This is a genomic window from Pseudomonas alcaligenes (assembly GCF_014490745.1).
GTDB classification, from domain to species: Bacteria; Pseudomonadota; Gammaproteobacteria; order Pseudomonadales; family Pseudomonadaceae; genus Aquipseudomonas; species Aquipseudomonas alcaligenes_C.
The window spans coordinates 727,782-745,173 of record NZ_LZEU01000001.1 but is presented as its reverse complement, the minus strand read 5'-3'; the positions used below and the strand labels follow the sequence as shown (position 1 = coordinate 745,173).

Below are 17,392 nucleotides of genomic sequence, written 5' to 3'. Positions count from 1 at the left end.
CCCGCTCCTCCCGCAGGGTGCGCCAGGCGCACCCTGCGGGCCTCTCGGAGCGCACCGCGGACCCTACGCAACAGTCCCCCGGCAACCCGCGACTGGCCGCCCGCCAGCGAATCGGGCATAACAGCGCAAGCGGCGTGCGGGGGCACGCCCACGTCACGCAGGGTGCCTGCCCATGATCCACAAACTACCGCGCTGGGTGGAGGTCGGCGGCTTCTGCCTGGCGCTGATCGCCGGCGGCGTCAACGCCATCGCCCTGCTCGGCTTCAACCACCAGGGCGTGTCGCACCTGTCCGGCAGCTCCAGCCTGCTCGGCGTCGAGCTGGCCCGGGGCGACGCGGCGGCGGCCCTGCACCTGCTGCTGATCCTGCTGAGTTTCGTGCTGGGGGCAGCCATCAGCGGCTGCGTGATCGGCAACCAGTCGCTCAAGCTCGGCCGCCGTTACAGCGTGGCGCTGCTGGCCGAGAGCCTGGCCTTGCTGCTGGCGATGCTGATGCTGGAGCGCGGCAGCGACTTCGGCCACTACCTGGCCTCGGCCGCCTGCGGCCTGCAGAACGCCATGACCAGCACCTACAGCGGCGCGGTGGTGCGCACCACCCACGTCACCGGGCTGTTCACCGACCTCGGCATCATGCTCGGCCTCAAGCTGCGCGGACAGCCGGCGGATCGCCGGCGCATCCTGCTGTACCTGATCCTGATCGCCGGTTTTATCGGCGGCGGCCTGCTCGGCGCCCTCGGCTACGGCGCCTGGCACTACCGCGCCCTGCTCGGCCCGGCCGGCATGGCCGCACTGCTGGCGCTGGTCTACCTGCTCTACTGGCGGCAACAGCGCCACGCCTGAGCGCCGACAACGAGCGTCCTTAGGGGGCGCCGACGCTGCTCAGACCAGATGCGGGGTGCTGCGCGCCACCAGCGCCTCGACATCGACGCCGCGCGGCAGGGTGCCATAGACCCGGCCACGCCCCTCCAGGCGGCTGGCGATAAAGGCATCGCTCACCGTGCTGTTACCGGCCTCCAGCAGCAGCTTGGCCTGCAGGCCGACGGCCACGTCCTCGGTGAGCTGACGGGCGCGGTACTGGATCTCGGCGGTATCGCTGAAGTCGGCCTTGAGCCGCTGGATATGCGCCTTCAGGCGCGCGTCGCCATGGCCGTCGCCCAGCTCGGCGAACAGCACGTCGAGCACCCCGGCCTCCTTGGACAGGGCGCGCAGCACGTCCAGGCACTGCACGTTGCCCGAGCCTTCCCAGATCGAGTTGACCGGTGCCTCGCGGTACAGCCGCGGGAGGATGGTCTCCTCGACATAGCCGGCACCGCCCATGCACTCGCTGGCCTCGTAGACCATCTCCGGCGCGCGCTTGCAGATCCAGTACTTGCCGATGGCGGTGACCAGGCGGGCGAACTTGTCCTCCTGCTCGTCATGCAGGTGGTCGAGGGCGCGACCCATGCGCATCGACAGGGCCAGGGCGGCCTCGCTCTCCAGCGCCAGGTCGGCCAGTACGTTCTGCATCAGCGGCTGGTCGGCCAGCAGCTTGCCGCCGACCTTGCGGTGCGCGCAGTGGTGCGCGGCCTGGGTCAGGGCCTGGCGCATCAGGCTGCTGGAGCCGACCATGCAGTCGAAACGGGTCATCGCCACCATCTCGATGATGGTCGGCACGCCGCGACCTTCCTCGCCGATCATCCAGGCCAGGGCGCCGCGGTATTCCACCTCGCTGGAGGCGTTGGCCCAGTTGCCCAGCTTGTTCTTCAGGCGCTGCACGTAGAACTGGTTGCGCGTGCCGTCCGGGCGGTGGCGCGGCAGCAGGAAGCAGGACAGGCCCTTGTCGGTCTGCGCCAGGGTGAGGAAGGCGTCGCACATCGGCGCCGAGCAGAACCACTTGTGGCCGACCAGCTCGTAGGCCTGGCCCGGGCCGCCGATACCCACCGGGTAGGCGCGGGTGGTGTTGGCGCGCACGTCGGTGCCGCCCTGCTTCTCGGTCATGGCCATGCCGATGGTGACGCCGGCCTTCTGTTCGATGCCGACATTACGCGGGTCGTACTCGGTGGAGAGGATCTTCGGCACCCACACCTCGGCGATCTCCGGCTGCAGGCGCAGGGCCGGCACGGCGGCGAAGGTCATGGTCAGCGGGCAGCCGCTGGCGGCCTCGGCCTGGCTGTGCAGGTAGGTGAGGCCAGCACGGGCGACATGCGCACCGGCGCGCGGGTCGACCCAGGGCAACGACGGCAGACCGTGCTCGACGGCCGTGCGCATCAGCTCGTGATAGGCCGGGTGGAATTCCACCAGGTCGATGCGATTGCCGTAGCGGTCGTGGGTCTTGAACTGCGGCTTGTGCTCGTTGGCCAGGAAGCCGGCCTGCATCAGCGGGCCGCCGGCCAGGGCGCCGTAGGTGTTCAACTTGTCCTCGGCCCAACCGCCGTCGTAGCGGCGGATCCACTCCTGCAGCGGCAGGTCGACGCGGTACAGGTTGGCGCCATCCAGCGAGGGCACCTGATTGAACACGTCGTGGGTTTCGGCGAACTGCTGCAGGGACATTTCAGGACTCCGGGGCGCCGACGGCGCGCAGACAGAAAGTAGTGAGGGATTGGCTGACGGTGGCCAGATCCACCGCCGGCAGGCCGGCATCGCGGGCCGCCCGCGCCGGTGGCGACAGCGGGCCGACCAGGGCTTCGGCAATGGCACCGACCAGGCAGGCAGCCACCAGGGGCAGCTGGGTCACGCGGAACTCGCCACTACGCACGCCCTCGGCGAGCAGTTCGATGAACAGCTCGGCATAGGCTTCGCGAAACAGCAGGCGCTGCTCGTCGACTTCCGGTTCGACCGGCTCGGCAATCAGCGCAAAGGCCAGACGCCGGCTGTGCCAGGCGCGGGCGGCGAACTGCTCCAGCCCGGCTGCCAGGCGCGCGGCCGCCGTGCCGGGGCCGCGCAGCACCTCGCCGAGCACCTCGACCTCGATGCGGCAGGCGTTGCTGAACACTTCAGCTGCCAGCTCGCCCTTGCCACTGAAGTGGCGGTATAGGCTGCCGGTGGCGATGCCAGCGTCCTCGGCCAGGGCCTGCATGGTAAGGCTGGCGAAGCCGCCTTCGGCGACTCGGGCATGGGCGCAGGCAACGATGCGTTCACGCAGTTCCTGGGCGCGATCGAGACGCGCGGCGGTGGTGCGATAGGCCATGAGCTGAATCCCTGTTCATGAATTCAGCTCAGTGAATCACGATTCACTTCTTGAGAGAAACGACGAATCGGCCAAATTGCGGCCGAATCGTTGTTAACGATAGGAAAGCCTCAGCTGGGCGCCTGGCACAGCACCCAGTCGTGCAGCAGGGTCTGCAGCTCGAGGAACTTCACCGGCTTGGCCATGTAGTCGCTCATGCCCGCGGCCAGGCAGCGTTCGCGGTCGCCGCTGTGGCTGTGGGCGGTGATCGCCAGCACCGGCAGGCTGGCGCAGCCGGGCATGGCGCGCAGCGCGCGGCAGGTGGCGAAGCCGTCCATCACCGGCATCTGGCAGTCCAGCAGCACCGCATCCACCGCTTCCTCGCGCAACCGCTCCAGGGCCTGGGCACCGTCATCGGCGGTGCGCACCCGGTAGCCGAGCTTGAGCAGCATGCCGCGGGTCACCAGTTGGTTGATCGGGTTGTCCTCGACGATCAGCACCGTGCACTGCTCCGGATGCCGGCGCGGCACCCCGCCGCCGCGGCGCTGGCTGGCCAGCGGCTCGCGCGGCTGGATCGGCAGGTTGAGCGCCAGGGTCACGGCAAAGGCGCTGCCCTGGCCGGGGCTGGACTGGTGCTGCAGGCTGCCGCCGAGCAGCTCGACCAGCTGCCGGCAGATCGCCAGGCCGATACCGAGGCCGCCGTACTGACGGGTCATCGAGCCGTCCAGCTGCTTGAAGCGCTGGTACAGACTGCCATCGGCCGGCGCACTGAAACCGATGCCGCTGTCGATCACCTCGATGCGCAGCGGCAGCTCGCCGGACAGCGGCCCGGCCGCGCCGACCCGCAGCAGCACGTGGCCCTGGGGAGTGAACTTGATGGCGTTGTCGAGCAGGTAGCCCAGCGCCTGGGCCAGCTTGGCGGCGTCGCCTTCGAGGGTGTCGGGCAGGCCGTCCTCCAGCTCCAGGGTGAAGGCCAGCCCCTTGTCCTGGGCACGCGTGCTGTACTGCGCACGCAGGCCGTCGAACAGGCCGCGCAGGCTGAACGGCTCGCGCCGCGGGTAGAGCTTGCCGGCCTGCAACTCGGTGAGGGCGAGTATGTCATTGACCATGCGCATCATGTCACGCGCCGAGCTGGCGGCGGTTCTCTGGTACTGCTCCAGCTCGACGTCGAGCTTGACCGTCTGCATCAGCTCGAGGGAGCCGATCACCCCGTTCATCGGCGTGCGCAGCTCGTGGGTCACGGTGGCGAGGAACTCGTCCTTCAGGCGGTTGCTGTCGGCCAGCTCGCGGTTGAGCTGCTCCAGTTCGCCGCTGGCCTGCTGCAGGATGCGCGTGCGCTCTTCCTTCATGGCGTTGATGCGGTCGGCCAGGGCCAGGGACAGCAGCCCCACTTCCAGCGCCGAGCCGAACTGGCTGGCGTACATGGTGAAGAAGGTATAGGGCAGCAGGCCCAGCACCATCAGGGTGTTGATCACTCCGCCGATCAGGAAGGCGCTCCAGGCGAAAATGAAGTAGCGCGCCACCCGCATGCCGCGCAGCCAGGCGCGAATCCCGGCAGTAAAGATCACCACGGTGAACAGCAGGGCCAGGTAGGTGGCGACCCGCAGCGACACCGCATAGCTGACGCTGAGCGCCAGCAGCATGACCAGCGCACCGATGGCCATCAGCAGGCGCAGGGAGCGGTCGATCCACGGGCTGTGCTCGGCGGTGTGCAGGAAGCTGCGGGCGAACTGGCAGCCGAACAGCGCCGCCGAACCGATCAGGAAGGGTGTGGAGACGTTCGCCCACCAGGGACTGTCAGGCCAGAAGTACTGCACCCCGGCGCCGTTGACCGAGACCTGGTACAGGCCGAACGAGGCGATGTAGAGGATGTAGTAGAGGTAGCTGGTATCTCTGACGCTCAAGAAGATGAACAGGTTGTACACCAGCATCACCAGCAGCACGCCGTAGATGATGCCCAGCACGTAGATGCGCGCCGGCTGCTCCTCGATGAACGCCTGGCCCGACCACAGGCCGAGCGGCATCTGCATCGACCCCTGGCTCTGCACCCGCAGGTAGACGCGCTGCAGCTGGTTCGGCGGCAGGTCGAGGGCGAACAGGTAGTTGTTCTGTTTGATCTGCCGGCTGGCGAACGGCAGGGTGTCGCCGGTGCGCTGGGCCAGGCGGTAGCCGCCGGCGCCATCGGGCAGGTAGAGGTCGAGGTGATCCAGCGGCGGGTAGGCCAGCTCCAGCAGCCAGGGCGGCGAGGCGCCGGGGCCGAGCGGGCGGTACAGCAGGTCGACACGCAGCCAGAACACCGAGCGCGAATAGCCGGCGTTGAGCACCGGTTTGCCGTTGGTACGGAAGCTGGCGTCGAGCGCGGCCGAGCTGACCTCTTCGATGGTCGCATCGCCGCGCACATCCTCGAACACCTGCATCAGCGGGCCGAGAGTGATGTAGCGCGTGTGTTCGTCGAATTCGACGGCGACCGCCAGCGAACTGAACAGCCAGAAAATCAGGATGAGACCGTAGCGCATGCCGCCCCGCAATGACTCTGGCGACCAGCACCGGAGAGCCCTCCTCTCGCGCAGGGTGTGGCGCAGCGTCCATCTATTCTAATGGCGGCACTCTAGCACAGCGCCCGGATGGAAAAAGCCACCCACCGGGACAACTTTCATGCCCGCGGTTTGGGCGCTCCGCCGCCAAGTGGTAAGCTCGCCGGCCATGAACAGACACAACTCCCGCCCCGTCGTCCTCTGCCTGTCCGGCCACGATCCATCTGGTGGTGCCGGCCTGCAGGCGGACATCGAAGCCCTGCTCGCCCAGGGTTGCCATGCCGCCCCGGCGGTCACCGCCCTGACCGTGCAGGACACGGTCAATGTCAGCGACTTCCGCGTGCTCGACCGCGAATGGGTGCTGGCCCAGGCCCACGCCATCATTGCCGACCTGCCGGTAGCAGCGGTCAAGCTGGGCATGCTCGGCTCGGTCGAGATGGTCGACACCGTGGTCGAGATCATGCAGTTGCTGCCGGGTGTGCCGCTGGTCTGCGACCCGGTGCTGCGCGCCGGCGGCGGCGGCTCGCTGGGCAAGGACGATGTCGGCTACGCCATGCGCGAGCGCCTGCTGCCGGTGGCCGCCATCGCCACGCCGAACCTGCCGGAAGCACGCATCCTCGCCGAACTGCCGAACGGCACAGCCGACGAATGCGCCGAGAAGCTGCTGCCGAAGATCCAGCACCTGCTGATCACCGGCGGCCACGGCGACGAGTCGGAAGTACACAATCGTCTGTACTCGCGCGATGGCAGCCGCCACACCTTCACCTGCCAGCGCCTGCCCGGCAGCTACCACGGTTCCGGCTGCACCCTGGCCAGCACCCTGGCCGGCCGCCTGGCCCTCGGCGAGAACCTGGCCAGCGCCGTGCGCTCGGCCCTGGATTACACCTGGCGCACCCTGCGCGACGCCGAGCAGCCGGGCCGCGGCCAGTTCGTGCCGCGCCGCCTGCCGCTGGACTTCGCGCAATGAAGAGTCGCCTGTGAAGAAGTTGCGTGGCCTCTATGCCATCACCGATAGCCAGCTGCTCGACGGCGGTCGCCTGCTGCCCTACGTGGAGGCGGCACTGAAAGGCGGCGTGCGCCTGCTGCAGTACCGCGACAAGTCGGACGACAGCGCCCGCCGCCTGCGTGAGGCCGAGGCCCTGCGCGAGCTGTGCAACCAGTACGGTGCCGAGCTGATCATCAACGACGATGCCGAACTGGCCGCGCGCCTCGGCGTCGGCCTGCACCTGGGCCAGGGCGACGGCTCGCTGGCCGCCGCCCGCGCCCTGCTCGGCCGCCAGGCGATCATCGGCGCCACCTGCCATGCCCAGCTGGAGCTGGCCGCCGTGGCCAATCGCGAAGGCGCCAGCTACCTGGCCTTCGGCCGCTTCTTCAACTCGCAGACCAAACCTGGCGCCCCGGCAGCCACGGCCGACCTGCTGGCCCAGGCCCGCGCGCACTTCAACCTGCCGCTGGTGGCCATCGGCGGCATCACCCTGGACAACGCCGGCCCCTTGATCCTCGCCGGCGCCGACCTGCTGGCCGTCGTCCACGCCCTGTTTTCCGCCCCCTCCACCGCAGAGGTGGAGAGGCGCGCACGCGCCTTCAGCGTGCTGTTCCCGTCATCCTGATTCGAGAGAGAGCTGCCATGTCCCGTTCCGAAATCCTGTTCGCCAACGCGCAGAAACACATCCCCGGCGGCGTCAACTCGCCGGTGCGCGCATTCAAGAGCGTCGGCGGCACCCCACTGTTCTTCAAGCACGCCGAAGGCGCCTACGTCACCGATGAAGACGACAAGCGCTACGTCGACTACGTCGGCTCCTGGGGCCCGATGATCCTCGGCCACGGCCACCCGGACGTACTCGAAGCGGTGCGCAACCAGCTGCAGCACGGCCTGTCCTACGGCGCGCCGACCGCCATGGAAACCGAGATGGCCGACCTGGTGTGCAGCATCGTGCCGTCCATGGAGATGGTGCGCATGGTCAGTTCCGGCACCGAGGCGACCATGAGCGCCATCCGCCTGGCCCGCGGCTACACCGGCCGCGACGCGATCATCAAGTTCGAGGGCTGCTACCACGGGCATTCCGACAGCCTGCTGGTGAAAGCCGGCTCCGGCCTGCTGACCCAGGGAGTACCGAGCTCGGCCGGGGTGCCGGCAGACTTCGCCAAACACACCCTGACCCTGCCGTTCAACGACCTGGCCGCCGTCGAGAAGACCCTGGCCGAAGTTGGCTCGAGCGTCGCCTGCATCATCGTCGAGCCGGTGGCCGGCAACATGAACTGCGTGCCGCCGGCGCCGGGCTTCCTTCAGGGCCTGCGCGAGCAGTGCGACAAACATGGCGTAGTGCTGATCTTCGACGAGGTAATGACCGGCTTCCGCGTCGCCCTCGGCGGCGCCCAGGCGCACTACGGCGTGACTCCGGATCTGTCGACCTTCGGCAAGATCGTCGGCGGCGGCATGCCGGTCGGCTGCTTCGGCGGCAAGCGCGCGATCATGGGCTGCATCGCCCCGCTGGGCCCGGTCTACCAGGCCGGCACCCTGTCCGGTAACCCGCTGGCCATGGCCGCCGGCCTGACCACCCTCAAGCTGATCAGCCGCCCAGGCTTCCACGCCGAACTGAGCGACTACACCAGCCGCATGCTGGCTGGCCTGCAGGAACGCGCCGATGCCGCCGGCATCCCGTTCGTCACCACCCAGGCCGGCGCCATGTTCGGCCTGTACTTCAGCGGTGCCGACGACATCGTCACCTTCGACGACGTGATGGCCAGCGATGCCGAGCGCTTCAAGCAGTTCTTCCACCTGATGCTGGAAGGCGGCGTGTACCTGGCCCCGAGCGCTTTCGAGGCCGGCTTCACCTCCATCGCCCATGGCGCCAAGGAGCTGGAAATCACCTTCGCCGCCGCCGAACGCGCCTTCGCCAAGCTCAAGTGATGCAGTACAGCACGGCGCTCAGCGACGGCCTGCTGGCCCTGGCCTGCCTGGCCAGCCTGCTGTGGCTGCGCCCGCACTTCGCCGGCCAGCCGCTGCTGCGCGCCCTGCTGCTGGGTTTCGGCCTGACCGCCACGGCGGCGCTGTGCGGCGTCGTGCGCTACGGGCTGGAGCCGGGCTGGGTCGAGATACACCGCGCGCTCAGCCAGCTCAGCAGTGCCCTCGGCCTGCCCCTGCTGGGCCTGGCCGCGCTCTGCCTCGGTCGCGGCAACGCCTGGGGACGGCCGACCTGGACAGCCCTGGTGCTGGGCCTGGTAGCCCTACTGATCGGTGCCCGCTGGCTGGGCGTGGACTCGGGTTATCGCCTGGGGGTCAACCTGGCCAGCCTGCTGCTGATCCTCCATGCCGGCCTGGCGCACTGGCCACGGCGCCAGCCGGGCCTGCTCGGCGCTGGCGTGGTGGCGCTGTTCCTGATCGCCGGCCTGGCCGTCGGCAGCGACGGCTTCATCGGCCCGCTGCCGCGGGTGGATCTGTTCCACGGCCTGCTGACCCTGGCCTATCCGCTGCTGGCCTGGCAGCTGCTGAGCCTGGCGCGCCTGCCCCTTGCGACAGAAATCCCGGTAAAGACTTTGTAAGGACGCCCCGGCTTATCACATAATGTGATGGCCGGCGCGTTTCGTCGGCCGGGCATGAAGCCCGTCTGGTTCGCGAGGCGCTGTGATTCCCATGAAATGCACCGGCCGCGCCCTGTCTCTGGGCTGCCTGCTGCTCATTTCCCCCCTGCTGGCACAAGCGGGCGGCAACTCGTTGCTGATCCCCACCAGCGGCCGCTGCTCGCTGAACACCGCCCCGGAAGACCTACCGCAAGCTCTCGCCGCCTGCCAGCAGACCGCCCAGCAGGGCGATCCAGCGGCCCAGTACGAGCTCGGCGAGTTCTATTACGACGGCCAGCGCACCGCGCGCGACCTGCCCCAGGCCCTGCACTGGTTCGAGCAGGCCTCGCTGCAGGGCAACGCCCAGGCCCAGTTGCGCCTGGGCACCATGTTCGCCAATGGCGAAGGTGTGCCGGCCAACAATGTGCAGGCTTACATCGTACTGAAGATGGCCGCGGTGAACGGCTCGGACGAGGCCATGGACAGTGCCGACCAGGTCGAGGTGCGCATGGGCCGGGAAGAGCTGGAACTGGCCAGCCAGGTGCTCGGGCAGATCTTCCGCAGCTACCTGCTGGAACTACAGAACATCGACAGCAGCGGCCCCAGCCTCACTCCGGATCCGATCCAGAGCCCGGGCATGACCCCGCAAGCTCCGGCCTTCGCACCGTAAAACCGGCTTACGCCCTCAGGGTTCCAGCGCAAAAGATCGCCAACAGGCCAACCGACCGCTTACTTCTCCGGCATCGGCATGGGGAACGGCATCACGTTGCCGCCGCCCTTGGCCTCGCTGATCTTCGGCGTGCCCAGGCGCTCGACCTCGTCGATGCGCACGATGGAGTGCATCGGCACGAAGCTGCGCACCACGCCGTCGAACTGCGCCTTGAGCTTCTCCTCGCTGGGATCGACCACCACCTGGGTGCGCTCGCCGAAGACGAACTCCTCCACTTCCAGGAAGCCCCACAGATCGCTCTGATAGATCTGCTTGGCATACATCTCGTACACCTGGCCCTGGTTGAGGAAAATCACCTTGTAGATGGGTTCGCGCTTGCTCATGGATGCCAGACAGGAAGGAGGGAATTTCGGGGGCGCGCATCATAGCATAGCCAATGGGCGGGCAACCCTAGGAAGCGCGCCGCCTGCACCCTATAATGCGCGGTTCTGACGAACCCACCCGCGACGAAGTACAGATGGCCAAGAAGCTCTATATCGAAACCCACGGTTGCCAGATGAACGAGTACGACAGCTCGCGCATGGTCGATCTGCTGGGCGAACACCAGGCCCTGGAAGTCACGGAGAACCCGGCAGAAGCCGACGTGATCCTCCTCAATACCTGCTCGATCCGCGAAAAAGCCCAGGATCGGGTGTTCTCCCAGCTGGGTCGCTGGCGCGAGTTGAAGCAGGAAAAACCCGACCTGGTGATCGGCGTCGGCGGCTGCGTGGCCAGCCAGGAAGGCGCCGCCATCCGCGACCGCGCGCCCTACGTCGACGTAGTCTTCGGCCCGCAGACCCTGCACCGCCTGCCGGAAATGATCGACGCCGCGCGCTCGACCAAGACCGCCCAGGTCGACATCAGCTTCCCCGAGATCGAGAAGTTCGACCGCCTGCCCGAGCCGCGCGTCGACGGCCCCAGCGCCTTCGTCTCGGTGATGGAAGGCTGCAGCAAGTACTGCACCTTCTGCGTGGTGCCCTACACCCGCGGCGAGGAAGTCAGCCGCCCGCTGGACGACGTGCTGGCCGAGATCATCCACCTGGCCGAGCACGGCGTGCGTGAAGTCACCCTGCTCGGACAGAACGTCAACGGCTACCGCGGCGACACCCGCGACGGGCATATCGCCGACTTCGCCGAGCTGCTCTATCTAGTGGCTGCCATCGACGGCATCGACCGCATCCGCTACACCACCAGCCACCCGCTGGAGTTCTCCGATGCGCTGATCCAGGCCCACGCCGAGATTCCCGAGCTGGTACGCCACCTGCATCTGCCGGTGCAATCCGGCTCCGACCGGGTGCTGGCGGCGATGAAGCGCAACCACACTGCACTGGAATACAAGTCGCGCATCCGCAAGCTCAAGGCAGCGGTGCCGGACATTCTGATCAGCTCGGACTTCATCGTCGGCTTCCCCGGCGAGACCGAGAAGGACTTCGAGCAGACCATGAAGCTGATCGAGGACGTCGGCTTCGACTTCTCCTACTCCTTCGTCTACAGCGCGCGCCCCGGCACCCCGGCCGCCGACCTGCCCGACGACATCGCCCAGGAAACCAAGCGCGAGCGCCTGGCGCGCCTGCAGCACAAGATCAGCCAGCAGGGCTTCGAGAACAGCCGCCGCATGGTCGGCACCGTCCAGCGCATCCTGGTCAGCGACTACTCGAAGAAGGATCCGGGCATGCTCCAAGGCCGCACCGAGACCAACCGGGTGGTCAACTTCCGCTCGGACAACCCGCGCCTGATCGGCCAGTTCGTCGACGTACGCATCGACGACGCCCTGCCCCACTCGCTGCGCGGCAGCCTGCTCGAACCGGCCTGATAGACCAATGGCTACCCTCTATCCCCACGCCCGAACTTTCACCCTCGGGCGTGCGGGGTTATCCTTCGCTCATCACCCCAGCCGACTGGCGGCCACCACACCACATTGAACGCACCCATAGAACCGCATCGTTTTATCCTCGAACCCTTCGAAGCACGCCGCTTCGCCAACCTCTGCGGGCAATTCGACGAGCACCTGCGCCTGATCGAACAACGCCTGGCCATCGAGATCCGCAACCGCGGCAACCAGTTCGAACTGGTCGGTGCGCCCCAGCACACCCATTCCGCAGAAAACCTCCTGCGTCGCCTGTACCGCGAGACCAAGAGCACCGAGCTGTCGCCGGACATGGTGCACCTGTTCCTGCAGGAATCCGGCATCGAGGAACTCAACAACAACCCGCGCGGCGAGGCCAGCGTCACCCTGCGTACGCGCAAGGGCGTGATCAAGCCACGCGGTGCCAACCAGCAGCGCTACGTCAAGTCGATCCTCGACAACGACATCAACTTCGGCATCGGCCCGGCCGGTACCGGCAAGACCTACCTGGCCGTAGCCTGCGCGGTGGACGCACTGGAGCGCGAGCAGGTACGACGCATCCTGCTGGTACGCCCGGCGGTCGAAGCTGGCGAGAAGCTCGGCTTCCTGCCCGGCGACCTGGCGCAGAAGATCGACCCTTACCTGCGCCCGCTGTATGACGCGCTGTACGAGATGCTTGGTTTCGAGACCGTGGCCAAGCTGATCGAGAAGCAGGTGATAGAGATCGCCCCGCTGGCCTACATGCGCGGCCGCACGCTTAACAACAGCTTCATCATTCTCGACGAGAGTCAGAACACCACCCTCGAGCAGATGAAGATGTTCCTCACCCGTATCGGTTTCGGCTCGACGGCCGTGATCACCGGCGACATCACCCAGGTCGACCTGCCGCGCGGCACCAAGTCCGGCCTGAGCCATGTGATGGAAGTGCTGAAGGACGTACCGGGCATCAGCTTCACCCACTTTAAGCCCAAGGACGTGGTGCGCCACCCCCTGGTGCAGCGCATCGTCGAGGCCTACGAGCGCTTCGAAGGGCGCCAGGACAAGGCTCCCGGCGATGCTTGAACTCGACCTGCAGAACGCCTCCAGCGCCACTGATCTTCCCAGCGAAGCGCAGCTGCGTGCCTGGTGCGAGCTGGCCCTGCGCCAGCGCACGGCCGACTCCGAGCTGACCATCCGCCTGGTCGACGAAGCCGAAGGCCGCGAGCTGAACCACACCTGGCGGCACAAGGACTACGCCACCAACGTGCTGTCCTTCCCGGCCGACGTGCCAGAGGAATTCCTCGACATCCCACTGCTCGGCGACCTGGTGATCTGCGTGCCGGTGGTCGAGCGCGAGGCGGCCGAGCAGGGCAAGAGCCGTGAGGCGCACTGGGCACACCTGGTCATCCATGGCTGCCTGCACCTGCTTGGCTACGACCACCTCGAAGACGAGGAGGCCGAAGAAATGGAATCCCTGGAACGGGAATTGCTGGCCGAACTGGGTCATCCCGACCCCTACGCCGAAGAATAGGAAGGCACCGAGACACACCATGAGCGAAGACCGATCGAGCAACGAGCAGAAGTCCTGGCTGAACAAGCTGACCCAGGCTTTTGCTCATGAGCCGAGAAACCGCCAGGAACTGCTGGAAGTCCTGCGCGATGCGCACCAGAACAAGCTGCTCGACAGCGAAGCGCTGACCATTGTCGAGGGCGCCATCCAGGTCGCCGACCTGCAGGTGCGCGACATCATGGTGCCGCGTTCGCAGATGGTCAGCATCAAGGCCGCGCACAGCCCGCAGGAATTCCTCCCGGCGATCATCGATTCGGCCCACTCGCGCTACCCGGTGATCGGTGAAAGCATCGACGAAGTGATCGGTATCCTCCTGGCCAAGGATCTGCTGCCGCTCATCCTCAATGGCGACAAGCCGTTCGACATCAAGCAGCTGCTGCGCCCGGCCACCTTCGTGCCGGAGTCCAAGCGCCTCAACGTGCTGCTGCGCGAATTCCGCGCCAACCACAACCACATGGCCGTGGTCATCGACGAATACGGCGGCGTGGCCGGCCTGGTGACCATCGAGGACGTGCTCGAGCAGATCGTCGGCGACATCGAGGACGAGCACGACGTCGAGGAAGACAGCTACATCAAGCCGCTGCCGTCCGGCGACTTCCTGGTCAAGGCGCTGACGCCGATCGACAACTTCAACGAGACCTTCGACACCGAGTACCCCGACGACGAGTTCGACACCGTCGGCGGCCTGGTGATGAACGCCTTCGGCCACCTGCCCAAGCGCAACGAAGTGACCGAGATCGGCGAATACCGCTTCCGCGTGCTCAACGCCGACAGCCGGCGGGTGCACCTGCTGCGCCTCACCCCACTGGAACGCTAAACCCGGCTCCCCCTCTCCCCTCGGGAGAGGGGCCAGGGGTGAGGGGCCTGCAAGCCACTCCGAGCCGCTGACACCCCCTCACCCTACGCGGGCCGCCTCAGCCCTCTCCCAAAGGGAGAGGGAGCTATCCTGCCGACTTTCTAGCCTCTCCAGCTTCCAGTACCCTTGCCCGCCTGATTCCCCGATCAAGGACGCACGATGCGCTGGATCACCCAACCCGGCTGGCCGGGCAACCTGCTGGCTCTCGCCGGCGGCGCCTGCACCACCCTGGCCCTGGCTCCCTTCGATATCTGGCCGCTGGCTCTGGTCGCCATCGCCCTCTTCTATCTCGGCCTGCGCGAGCTGAACCCACGCCAGGCCCTGCTGCGTGGCTGGTGCTACGGCCTCGGGCTGTTCCTTGCCGGCACCAGCTGGATCTACGTCAGCATCCACGACTACGGCGCCGCCTCAATGCCGCTGGCAGCCTTCCTCACCTTCGGCTTCAGCGCCGGCGTGGCGCTGTTCTTCGCCCTGCCCGCCTGGCTGTGGGTGCGCTGGCTGCGCCGCAACGATGCGCCACTGGCCGACGCTGCGGCCTTCGCCGCCCTGTGGTTGGCCCAGGAAGCTTTCCGCGGCTGGTTCCTCACCGGCTTCCCCTGGCTCTACGCCGGCTACAGCCAGCTGCACGGCCCGCTGGCCGGGCTGGCTCCGGTCGGCGGCATGTGGCTGCTTTCCCTCAGCCTGGCGCTGACCGCCGCCCTGCTGGTCAACCTGCCGCGCCTGCGCCGGCACAAGCCGCAGCTGGCCGCCGGCCTGCTTCTGCTGCTGGCGCCCTGGGCCATCGGCCTGGCTCTTGGCGGCCATGCCTGGACCCAGGCCAAGGGCGCACCGCTCAAGGTCGCCGCCATGCAGGGCAACGTCGCACAGAACATGAAGTGGGATCCCGAGCAGCTCAGCGCCCAGCTGGCGCTGTACCGCGACATGACCCTGAACAGCCAGCCGGCCGACCTGATCGTCTGGCCGGAAACGGCCGTGCCGGTACTCAAGGAACACGCCGAGGGCTACCTGCAGTTCATGAGCCACGTCGCCGCCGAGCGCCAGTCCACTCTGATCACCGGCGTGCCGGTGCGCCAGCTCAACGAGCGCGGCGAGAAGCGCTACTACAACGGCATTACCGTGGCTGGCAGCGGCGGCACCTATCTCAAGCAGAAGCTGGTGCCCTTCGGCGAATACGTGCCGCTGCAGGAAGTACTGCGCGGGCTGATCGCCTTCTTCGACCTGCCGATGTCCGACTTCGCCCGCGGCCCCTCCGACCAGGGCCCGCTGCAGGCCCACGGCCTGAACATTGCGCCGTTCATCTGCTACGAGGTGGTCTATCCGGAATTCGCCGCTGGCCTGGCCGCGCAGAGCGACCTGCTGCTGACGGTGAGCAACGACACCTGGTTCGGCACCTCCATCGGCCCGCTGCAGCACCTGCAGATGGCACAGATGCGCGCCCTCGAAGCCGGGCGCTGGATGATCCGCGCCACCAACAACGGCGTCACCGCGCTGATCGACCCCCAGGGCCGCATCAGCACGCAGATTCCGCAGTTCCAGCAGGCCGTGCTGTATGGCCAGGTGCAGCCGGTAGAGGGCCTGACACCCTACCTGCGCTGGCGTGCCTGGCCGCTGGCAGGCCTGTGCCTGGCCCTGCTGGGCTGGGCCCTGTGGGCACGCCGGCGCGGTACCTCCAGCGCGGCGCGCATGCAGACCGCCTGACGCCACACCATACCGCAGGGGGCGCCATGCGCCCCCATGCAAACGCCGCAATACCAGCGGTAAAACCGCCCCTCAGCGATACAGCAGCGGATAGAGCAGCAGGCCGAGCGCCTCGTTGAGCAGGCGCGTGCTCTGCCACAGCGCCTTGCCTTCCGGCAGCCACCCCCCCAGCGGCCGCTCGTTGGCCACGCCGAGAAAGCCCAGCGGGGCGGCCACCACTTGCAAGCCCTGGCGCTCGAAGCACCAGCGCGCCCGCGGCATATGCCCGGCCTGGGTCACCAGCAGCACCCGCTGCACACCCTGGGCACGCAGCAGCTCGGCGCTGAACACGGCATTCTCCCAGGTGGTGCGGCTGCGCTCCTCGCGCCAGTGGGTGGCCACGCCGAAATCGCGCTGCAGCACCTCGGCCATCAACGCCGCCTCGCTGGGCGGCTGGCCATAGTGCAGGCCGCCGCTGATCAGCAGCGGCAGGCCCGAGGCCCGCTGCAGGCGCGCCGCATAGCGCAGGCGCTCGATGGCGGTGACACTCGGCTGATCGCCACCCCAGGCCAGATCCGACTCCTCGCGCCCCGAACCGAGCACTACGATGGCATCGGCGCGCCGGGCCAGTTCCGGCCACTGCGCCTCGGCCAGCGCCGGGTCGCGCTCCAGCCAGCGCGCCGCCTGCTCGACCACCACCGGCAGGCTCATCAGCCACAGGCCACCCAGGCCCAGCAGCAGGCACACGGAGGCAAGCTGCGGGCGCCGTACGCGCGCCAGCCAGGCCAGGACAATCAGTAGGAACAAGCCGCCAGGCGGTAGCAGCAGTTGCTTGAGGATGAAACGCAGCTCCATGGGCACCTCCCAGTGCCCGGGCAGACTACCAGACGAGCGGCCCTAGGCGCTGGGCGGGCCGGCGCGGAACAGCTTGGAGCCGCAGGCCGTGCACGGCAGCACACCTTCGCCGGGTTGCCACTGCGCCACCCCGCCGCACAGGGCGCAGCACAGCTGCTGGCGGCGCTTGAGCGGCGCCCGCCGCCCGCTATTCCTGGGAGTCACCTTGAAGCCCTGACGCACCGGCTTGCTCAGCGGCGCATCCTGCTGCTCGATCAGCGCCAGCTCCTCGGCGGCCGCATGCCAGCCACGCAGCCAGTGCAAGTCGCGATCCAGGTAAGCCTTGATCAGCTCCAGCTCGGCCGGCGTCAGCCCACGCAACTCCAGTTCGACGGGCGGCGTGGCCTGCAGGCGGGTCGCCGTGTCCGCCTCGTCGAGGGCCAGAGCAAGGCGCTGCAGCAGACGCTCGTAAAGCCCGCCCCCCTCCTCCGCACGCCGTAACTCAGCCATCCATCACCTCTGTCGGGCGCAGAAACGCGCACCCTTACAGCGAAGCTTAGCGCCCACCCCACCGGCGGCCGCGCGCTGCGACAAACGGCGGCCCGCCGCGCCTCCCGCGATAATCAGGGTTTCCCTGAATCCGGGGGGGTCATGTATGCTACGGCGTTTATCGCAAGCCCTCT

The 17,392-nt window shown here is 67.7% G+C and carries 17 protein-coding genes; 11 read left to right on the top strand and 6 right to left on the bottom strand.

Annotated features, from left to right (window positions below; genetic code table 11):
* The first annotated feature begins 172 nt into the window (after window positions 1-172).
* Window positions 173-838 carry a YoaK family protein gene (locus A9179_RS03305; RefSeq protein WP_187804438.1) on the top strand — a complete coding sequence of 222 codons (666 nt, stop codon included), beginning with the start codon at window positions 173-175 and terminating at the stop codon, window positions 836-838.
* Window positions 839-877: 39 nt separating this feature from the next.
* On the opposite strand, the gene A9179_RS03300 is transcribed toward A9179_RS03305, so the two are convergent.
* The 3 genes from A9179_RS03300 to A9179_RS03290 all read right to left on the bottom strand — a co-directional run bounded on the left by A9179_RS03300 (window position 878) and on the right by A9179_RS03290 (window position 5,659).
* Complete coding sequence (locus A9179_RS03300; protein ID WP_187804437.1) at window positions 878-2,527, bottom strand: acyl-CoA dehydrogenase family protein; 1,650 nt, start codon at window positions 2,525-2,527, stop codon at window positions 878-880.
* A gap of 1 nt (window position 2,528) precedes the next feature.
* Complete coding sequence (locus A9179_RS03295) at window positions 2,529-3,164, bottom strand: TetR/AcrR family transcriptional regulator (RefSeq protein ID WP_187804436.1); 636 nt, start codon at window positions 3,162-3,164, stop codon at window positions 2,529-2,531.
* A 110-nt stretch (window positions 3,165-3,274) separates the two neighbouring features.
* Window positions 3,275-5,659 carry a hybrid sensor histidine kinase/response regulator gene (locus A9179_RS03290; protein WP_187804435.1) on the bottom strand — a complete coding sequence of 795 codons (2,385 nt, stop codon included), beginning with the start codon at window positions 5,657-5,659 and terminating at the stop codon, window positions 3,275-3,277.
* Between the two features lie 187 nt (window positions 5,660-5,846).
* Here A9179_RS03290 and A9179_RS03285 point away from each other — a divergent pair, with 187 nt between their 5' ends.
* The 5 genes from A9179_RS03285 to A9179_RS03265 all read left to right on the top strand — a co-directional run bounded on the left by A9179_RS03285 (window position 5,847) and on the right by A9179_RS03265 (window position 9,908).
* Window positions 5,847-6,644 (top strand): hydroxymethylpyrimidine/phosphomethylpyrimidine kinase, encoded by a 798-nt coding sequence (locus A9179_RS03285; protein WP_187804434.1) that lies wholly within the window; start codon window positions 5,847-5,849, stop codon window positions 6,642-6,644.
* Between the two features lie 10 nt (window positions 6,645-6,654).
* Window positions 6,655-7,287: a thiamine phosphate synthase gene (gene thiE / locus A9179_RS03280; protein WP_187804433.1), complete on the top strand. Its 633-nt coding sequence runs from the start codon at window positions 6,655-6,657 to the stop codon at window positions 7,285-7,287.
* 17 nt (window positions 7,288-7,304) lie between these two features.
* A complete protein-coding gene (hemL, locus tag A9179_RS03275) occupies window positions 7,305-8,588 on the top strand; it encodes a glutamate-1-semialdehyde 2,1-aminomutase (RefSeq protein WP_187804432.1) in 1,284 nt (427 codons plus the stop codon).
* Window positions 8,588-9,220, top strand: coding sequence for a DUF6962 family protein (locus tag A9179_RS03270; RefSeq protein ID WP_187804431.1), 633 nt, complete (start codon window positions 8,588-8,590; stop codon window positions 9,218-9,220). The genes hemL and A9179_RS03270 overlap by 1 nt, the downstream gene beginning before the upstream one ends.
* 91 nt (window positions 9,221-9,311) lie before the next feature.
* Window positions 9,312-9,908, top strand: coding sequence for a tetratricopeptide repeat protein (locus A9179_RS03265; RefSeq protein ID WP_187804430.1), 597 nt, complete (start codon window positions 9,312-9,314; stop codon window positions 9,906-9,908).
* Between the two features lie 59 nt (window positions 9,909-9,967).
* Here the strand turns inward: A9179_RS03265 and A9179_RS03260 are convergent, their stop codons facing one another.
* Window positions 9,968-10,291 (bottom strand): DUF1820 family protein, encoded by a 324-nt coding sequence (locus tag A9179_RS03260; protein WP_187804429.1) that lies wholly within the window; start codon window positions 10,289-10,291, stop codon window positions 9,968-9,970.
* Between the two features lie 134 nt (window positions 10,292-10,425).
* Between A9179_RS03260 and miaB the strand changes: the two genes are divergently transcribed.
* The 5 genes from miaB (at window position 10,426) to lnt (ending at window position 15,896) form a co-directional block, all read left to right on the top strand.
* Window positions 10,426-11,760, top strand: a complete 1,335-nt coding sequence (gene miaB / locus A9179_RS03255; RefSeq protein WP_187808482.1) for a tRNA (N6-isopentenyl adenosine(37)-C2)-methylthiotransferase MiaB — start codon at window positions 10,426-10,428, stop codon at window positions 11,758-11,760.
* Between the two features lie 105 nt (window positions 11,761-11,865).
* Complete coding sequence (locus tag A9179_RS03250; RefSeq protein WP_187804428.1) at window positions 11,866-12,855, top strand: PhoH family protein; 990 nt, start codon at window positions 11,866-11,868, stop codon at window positions 12,853-12,855.
* Window positions 12,848-13,303, top strand: a complete 456-nt coding sequence (gene ybeY / locus A9179_RS03245; RefSeq protein ID WP_187804427.1) for an rRNA maturation RNase YbeY — start codon at window positions 12,848-12,850, stop codon at window positions 13,301-13,303. The genes A9179_RS03250 and ybeY overlap by 8 nt, the downstream gene beginning before the upstream one ends.
* A gap of 19 nt (window positions 13,304-13,322) precedes the next feature.
* Complete coding sequence (locus A9179_RS03240) at window positions 13,323-14,159, top strand: HlyC/CorC family transporter (protein ID WP_187804426.1); 837 nt, start codon at window positions 13,323-13,325, stop codon at window positions 14,157-14,159.
* A 198-nt stretch (window positions 14,160-14,357) separates the two neighbouring features.
* Window positions 14,358-15,896, top strand: coding sequence for an apolipoprotein N-acyltransferase (gene lnt / locus A9179_RS03235; protein ID WP_187804425.1), 1,539 nt, complete (start codon window positions 14,358-14,360; stop codon window positions 15,894-15,896).
* 72 nt (window positions 15,897-15,968) lie between these two features.
* Here the strand turns inward: lnt and A9179_RS03230 are convergent, their stop codons facing one another.
* Both A9179_RS03230 and A9179_RS03225 read right to left on the bottom strand, forming a co-directional pair.
* On the bottom strand, window positions 15,969-16,730 hold the full coding sequence (locus tag A9179_RS03230; protein ID WP_187804424.1) for a YdcF family protein: 762 nt from the start codon (window positions 16,728-16,730) through the stop codon (window positions 15,969-15,971).
* Between the two features lie 42 nt (window positions 16,731-16,772).
* Complete coding sequence (locus tag A9179_RS03225) at window positions 16,773-17,219, bottom strand: hypothetical protein (protein WP_187804423.1); 447 nt, start codon at window positions 17,217-17,219, stop codon at window positions 16,773-16,775.
* Window positions 17,220-17,392 lie beyond the last annotated feature (173 nt).

Coding starts and splice junctions, on each gene's coding strand:
- A9179_RS03305 (WP_187804438.1), top strand. CDS start 173: ATGATCCACAAACTACCGCGCTGGGTGGAGGTCGGCGGCTTCTGCCTG.
- A9179_RS03300 (WP_187804437.1), bottom strand. CDS start 2,527: ATGTCCCTGCAGCAGTTCGCCGAAACCCACGACGTGTTCAATCAGGTG.
- A9179_RS03295 (WP_187804436.1), bottom strand. CDS start 3,164: ATGGCCTATCGCACCACCGCCGCGCGTCTCGATCGCGCCCAGGAACTG.
- A9179_RS03290 (WP_187804435.1), bottom strand. CDS start 5,659: ATGCGCTACGGTCTCATCCTGATTTTCTGGCTGTTCAGTTCGCTGGCG.
- A9179_RS03285 (WP_187804434.1), top strand. CDS start 5,847: ATGAACAGACACAACTCCCGCCCCGTCGTCCTCTGCCTGTCCGGCCAC.
- hemL (WP_187804432.1), top strand. CDS start 7,305: ATGTCCCGTTCCGAAATCCTGTTCGCCAACGCGCAGAAACACATCCCC.
- A9179_RS03270 (WP_187804431.1), top strand. CDS start 8,588: ATGCAGTACAGCACGGCGCTCAGCGACGGCCTGCTGGCCCTGGCCTGC.
- A9179_RS03265 (WP_187804430.1), top strand. CDS start 9,312: ATGAAATGCACCGGCCGCGCCCTGTCTCTGGGCTGCCTGCTGCTCATT.
- A9179_RS03260 (WP_187804429.1), bottom strand. CDS start 10,291: ATGAGCAAGCGCGAACCCATCTACAAGGTGATTTTCCTCAACCAGGGC.
- miaB (WP_187808482.1), top strand. CDS start 10,426: ATGGCCAAGAAGCTCTATATCGAAACCCACGGTTGCCAGATGAACGAG.
- ybeY (WP_187804427.1), top strand. CDS start 12,848: ATGCTTGAACTCGACCTGCAGAACGCCTCCAGCGCCACTGATCTTCCC.
- A9179_RS03240 (WP_187804426.1), top strand. CDS start 13,323: ATGAGCGAAGACCGATCGAGCAACGAGCAGAAGTCCTGGCTGAACAAG.
- lnt (WP_187804425.1), top strand. CDS start 14,358: ATGCGCTGGATCACCCAACCCGGCTGGCCGGGCAACCTGCTGGCTCTC.
- A9179_RS03230 (WP_187804424.1), bottom strand. CDS start 16,730: ATGGAGCTGCGTTTCATCCTCAAGCAACTGCTGCTACCGCCTGGCGGC.
- A9179_RS03225 (WP_187804423.1), bottom strand. CDS start 17,219: ATGGCTGAGTTACGGCGTGCGGAGGAGGGGGGCGGGCTTTACGAGCGT.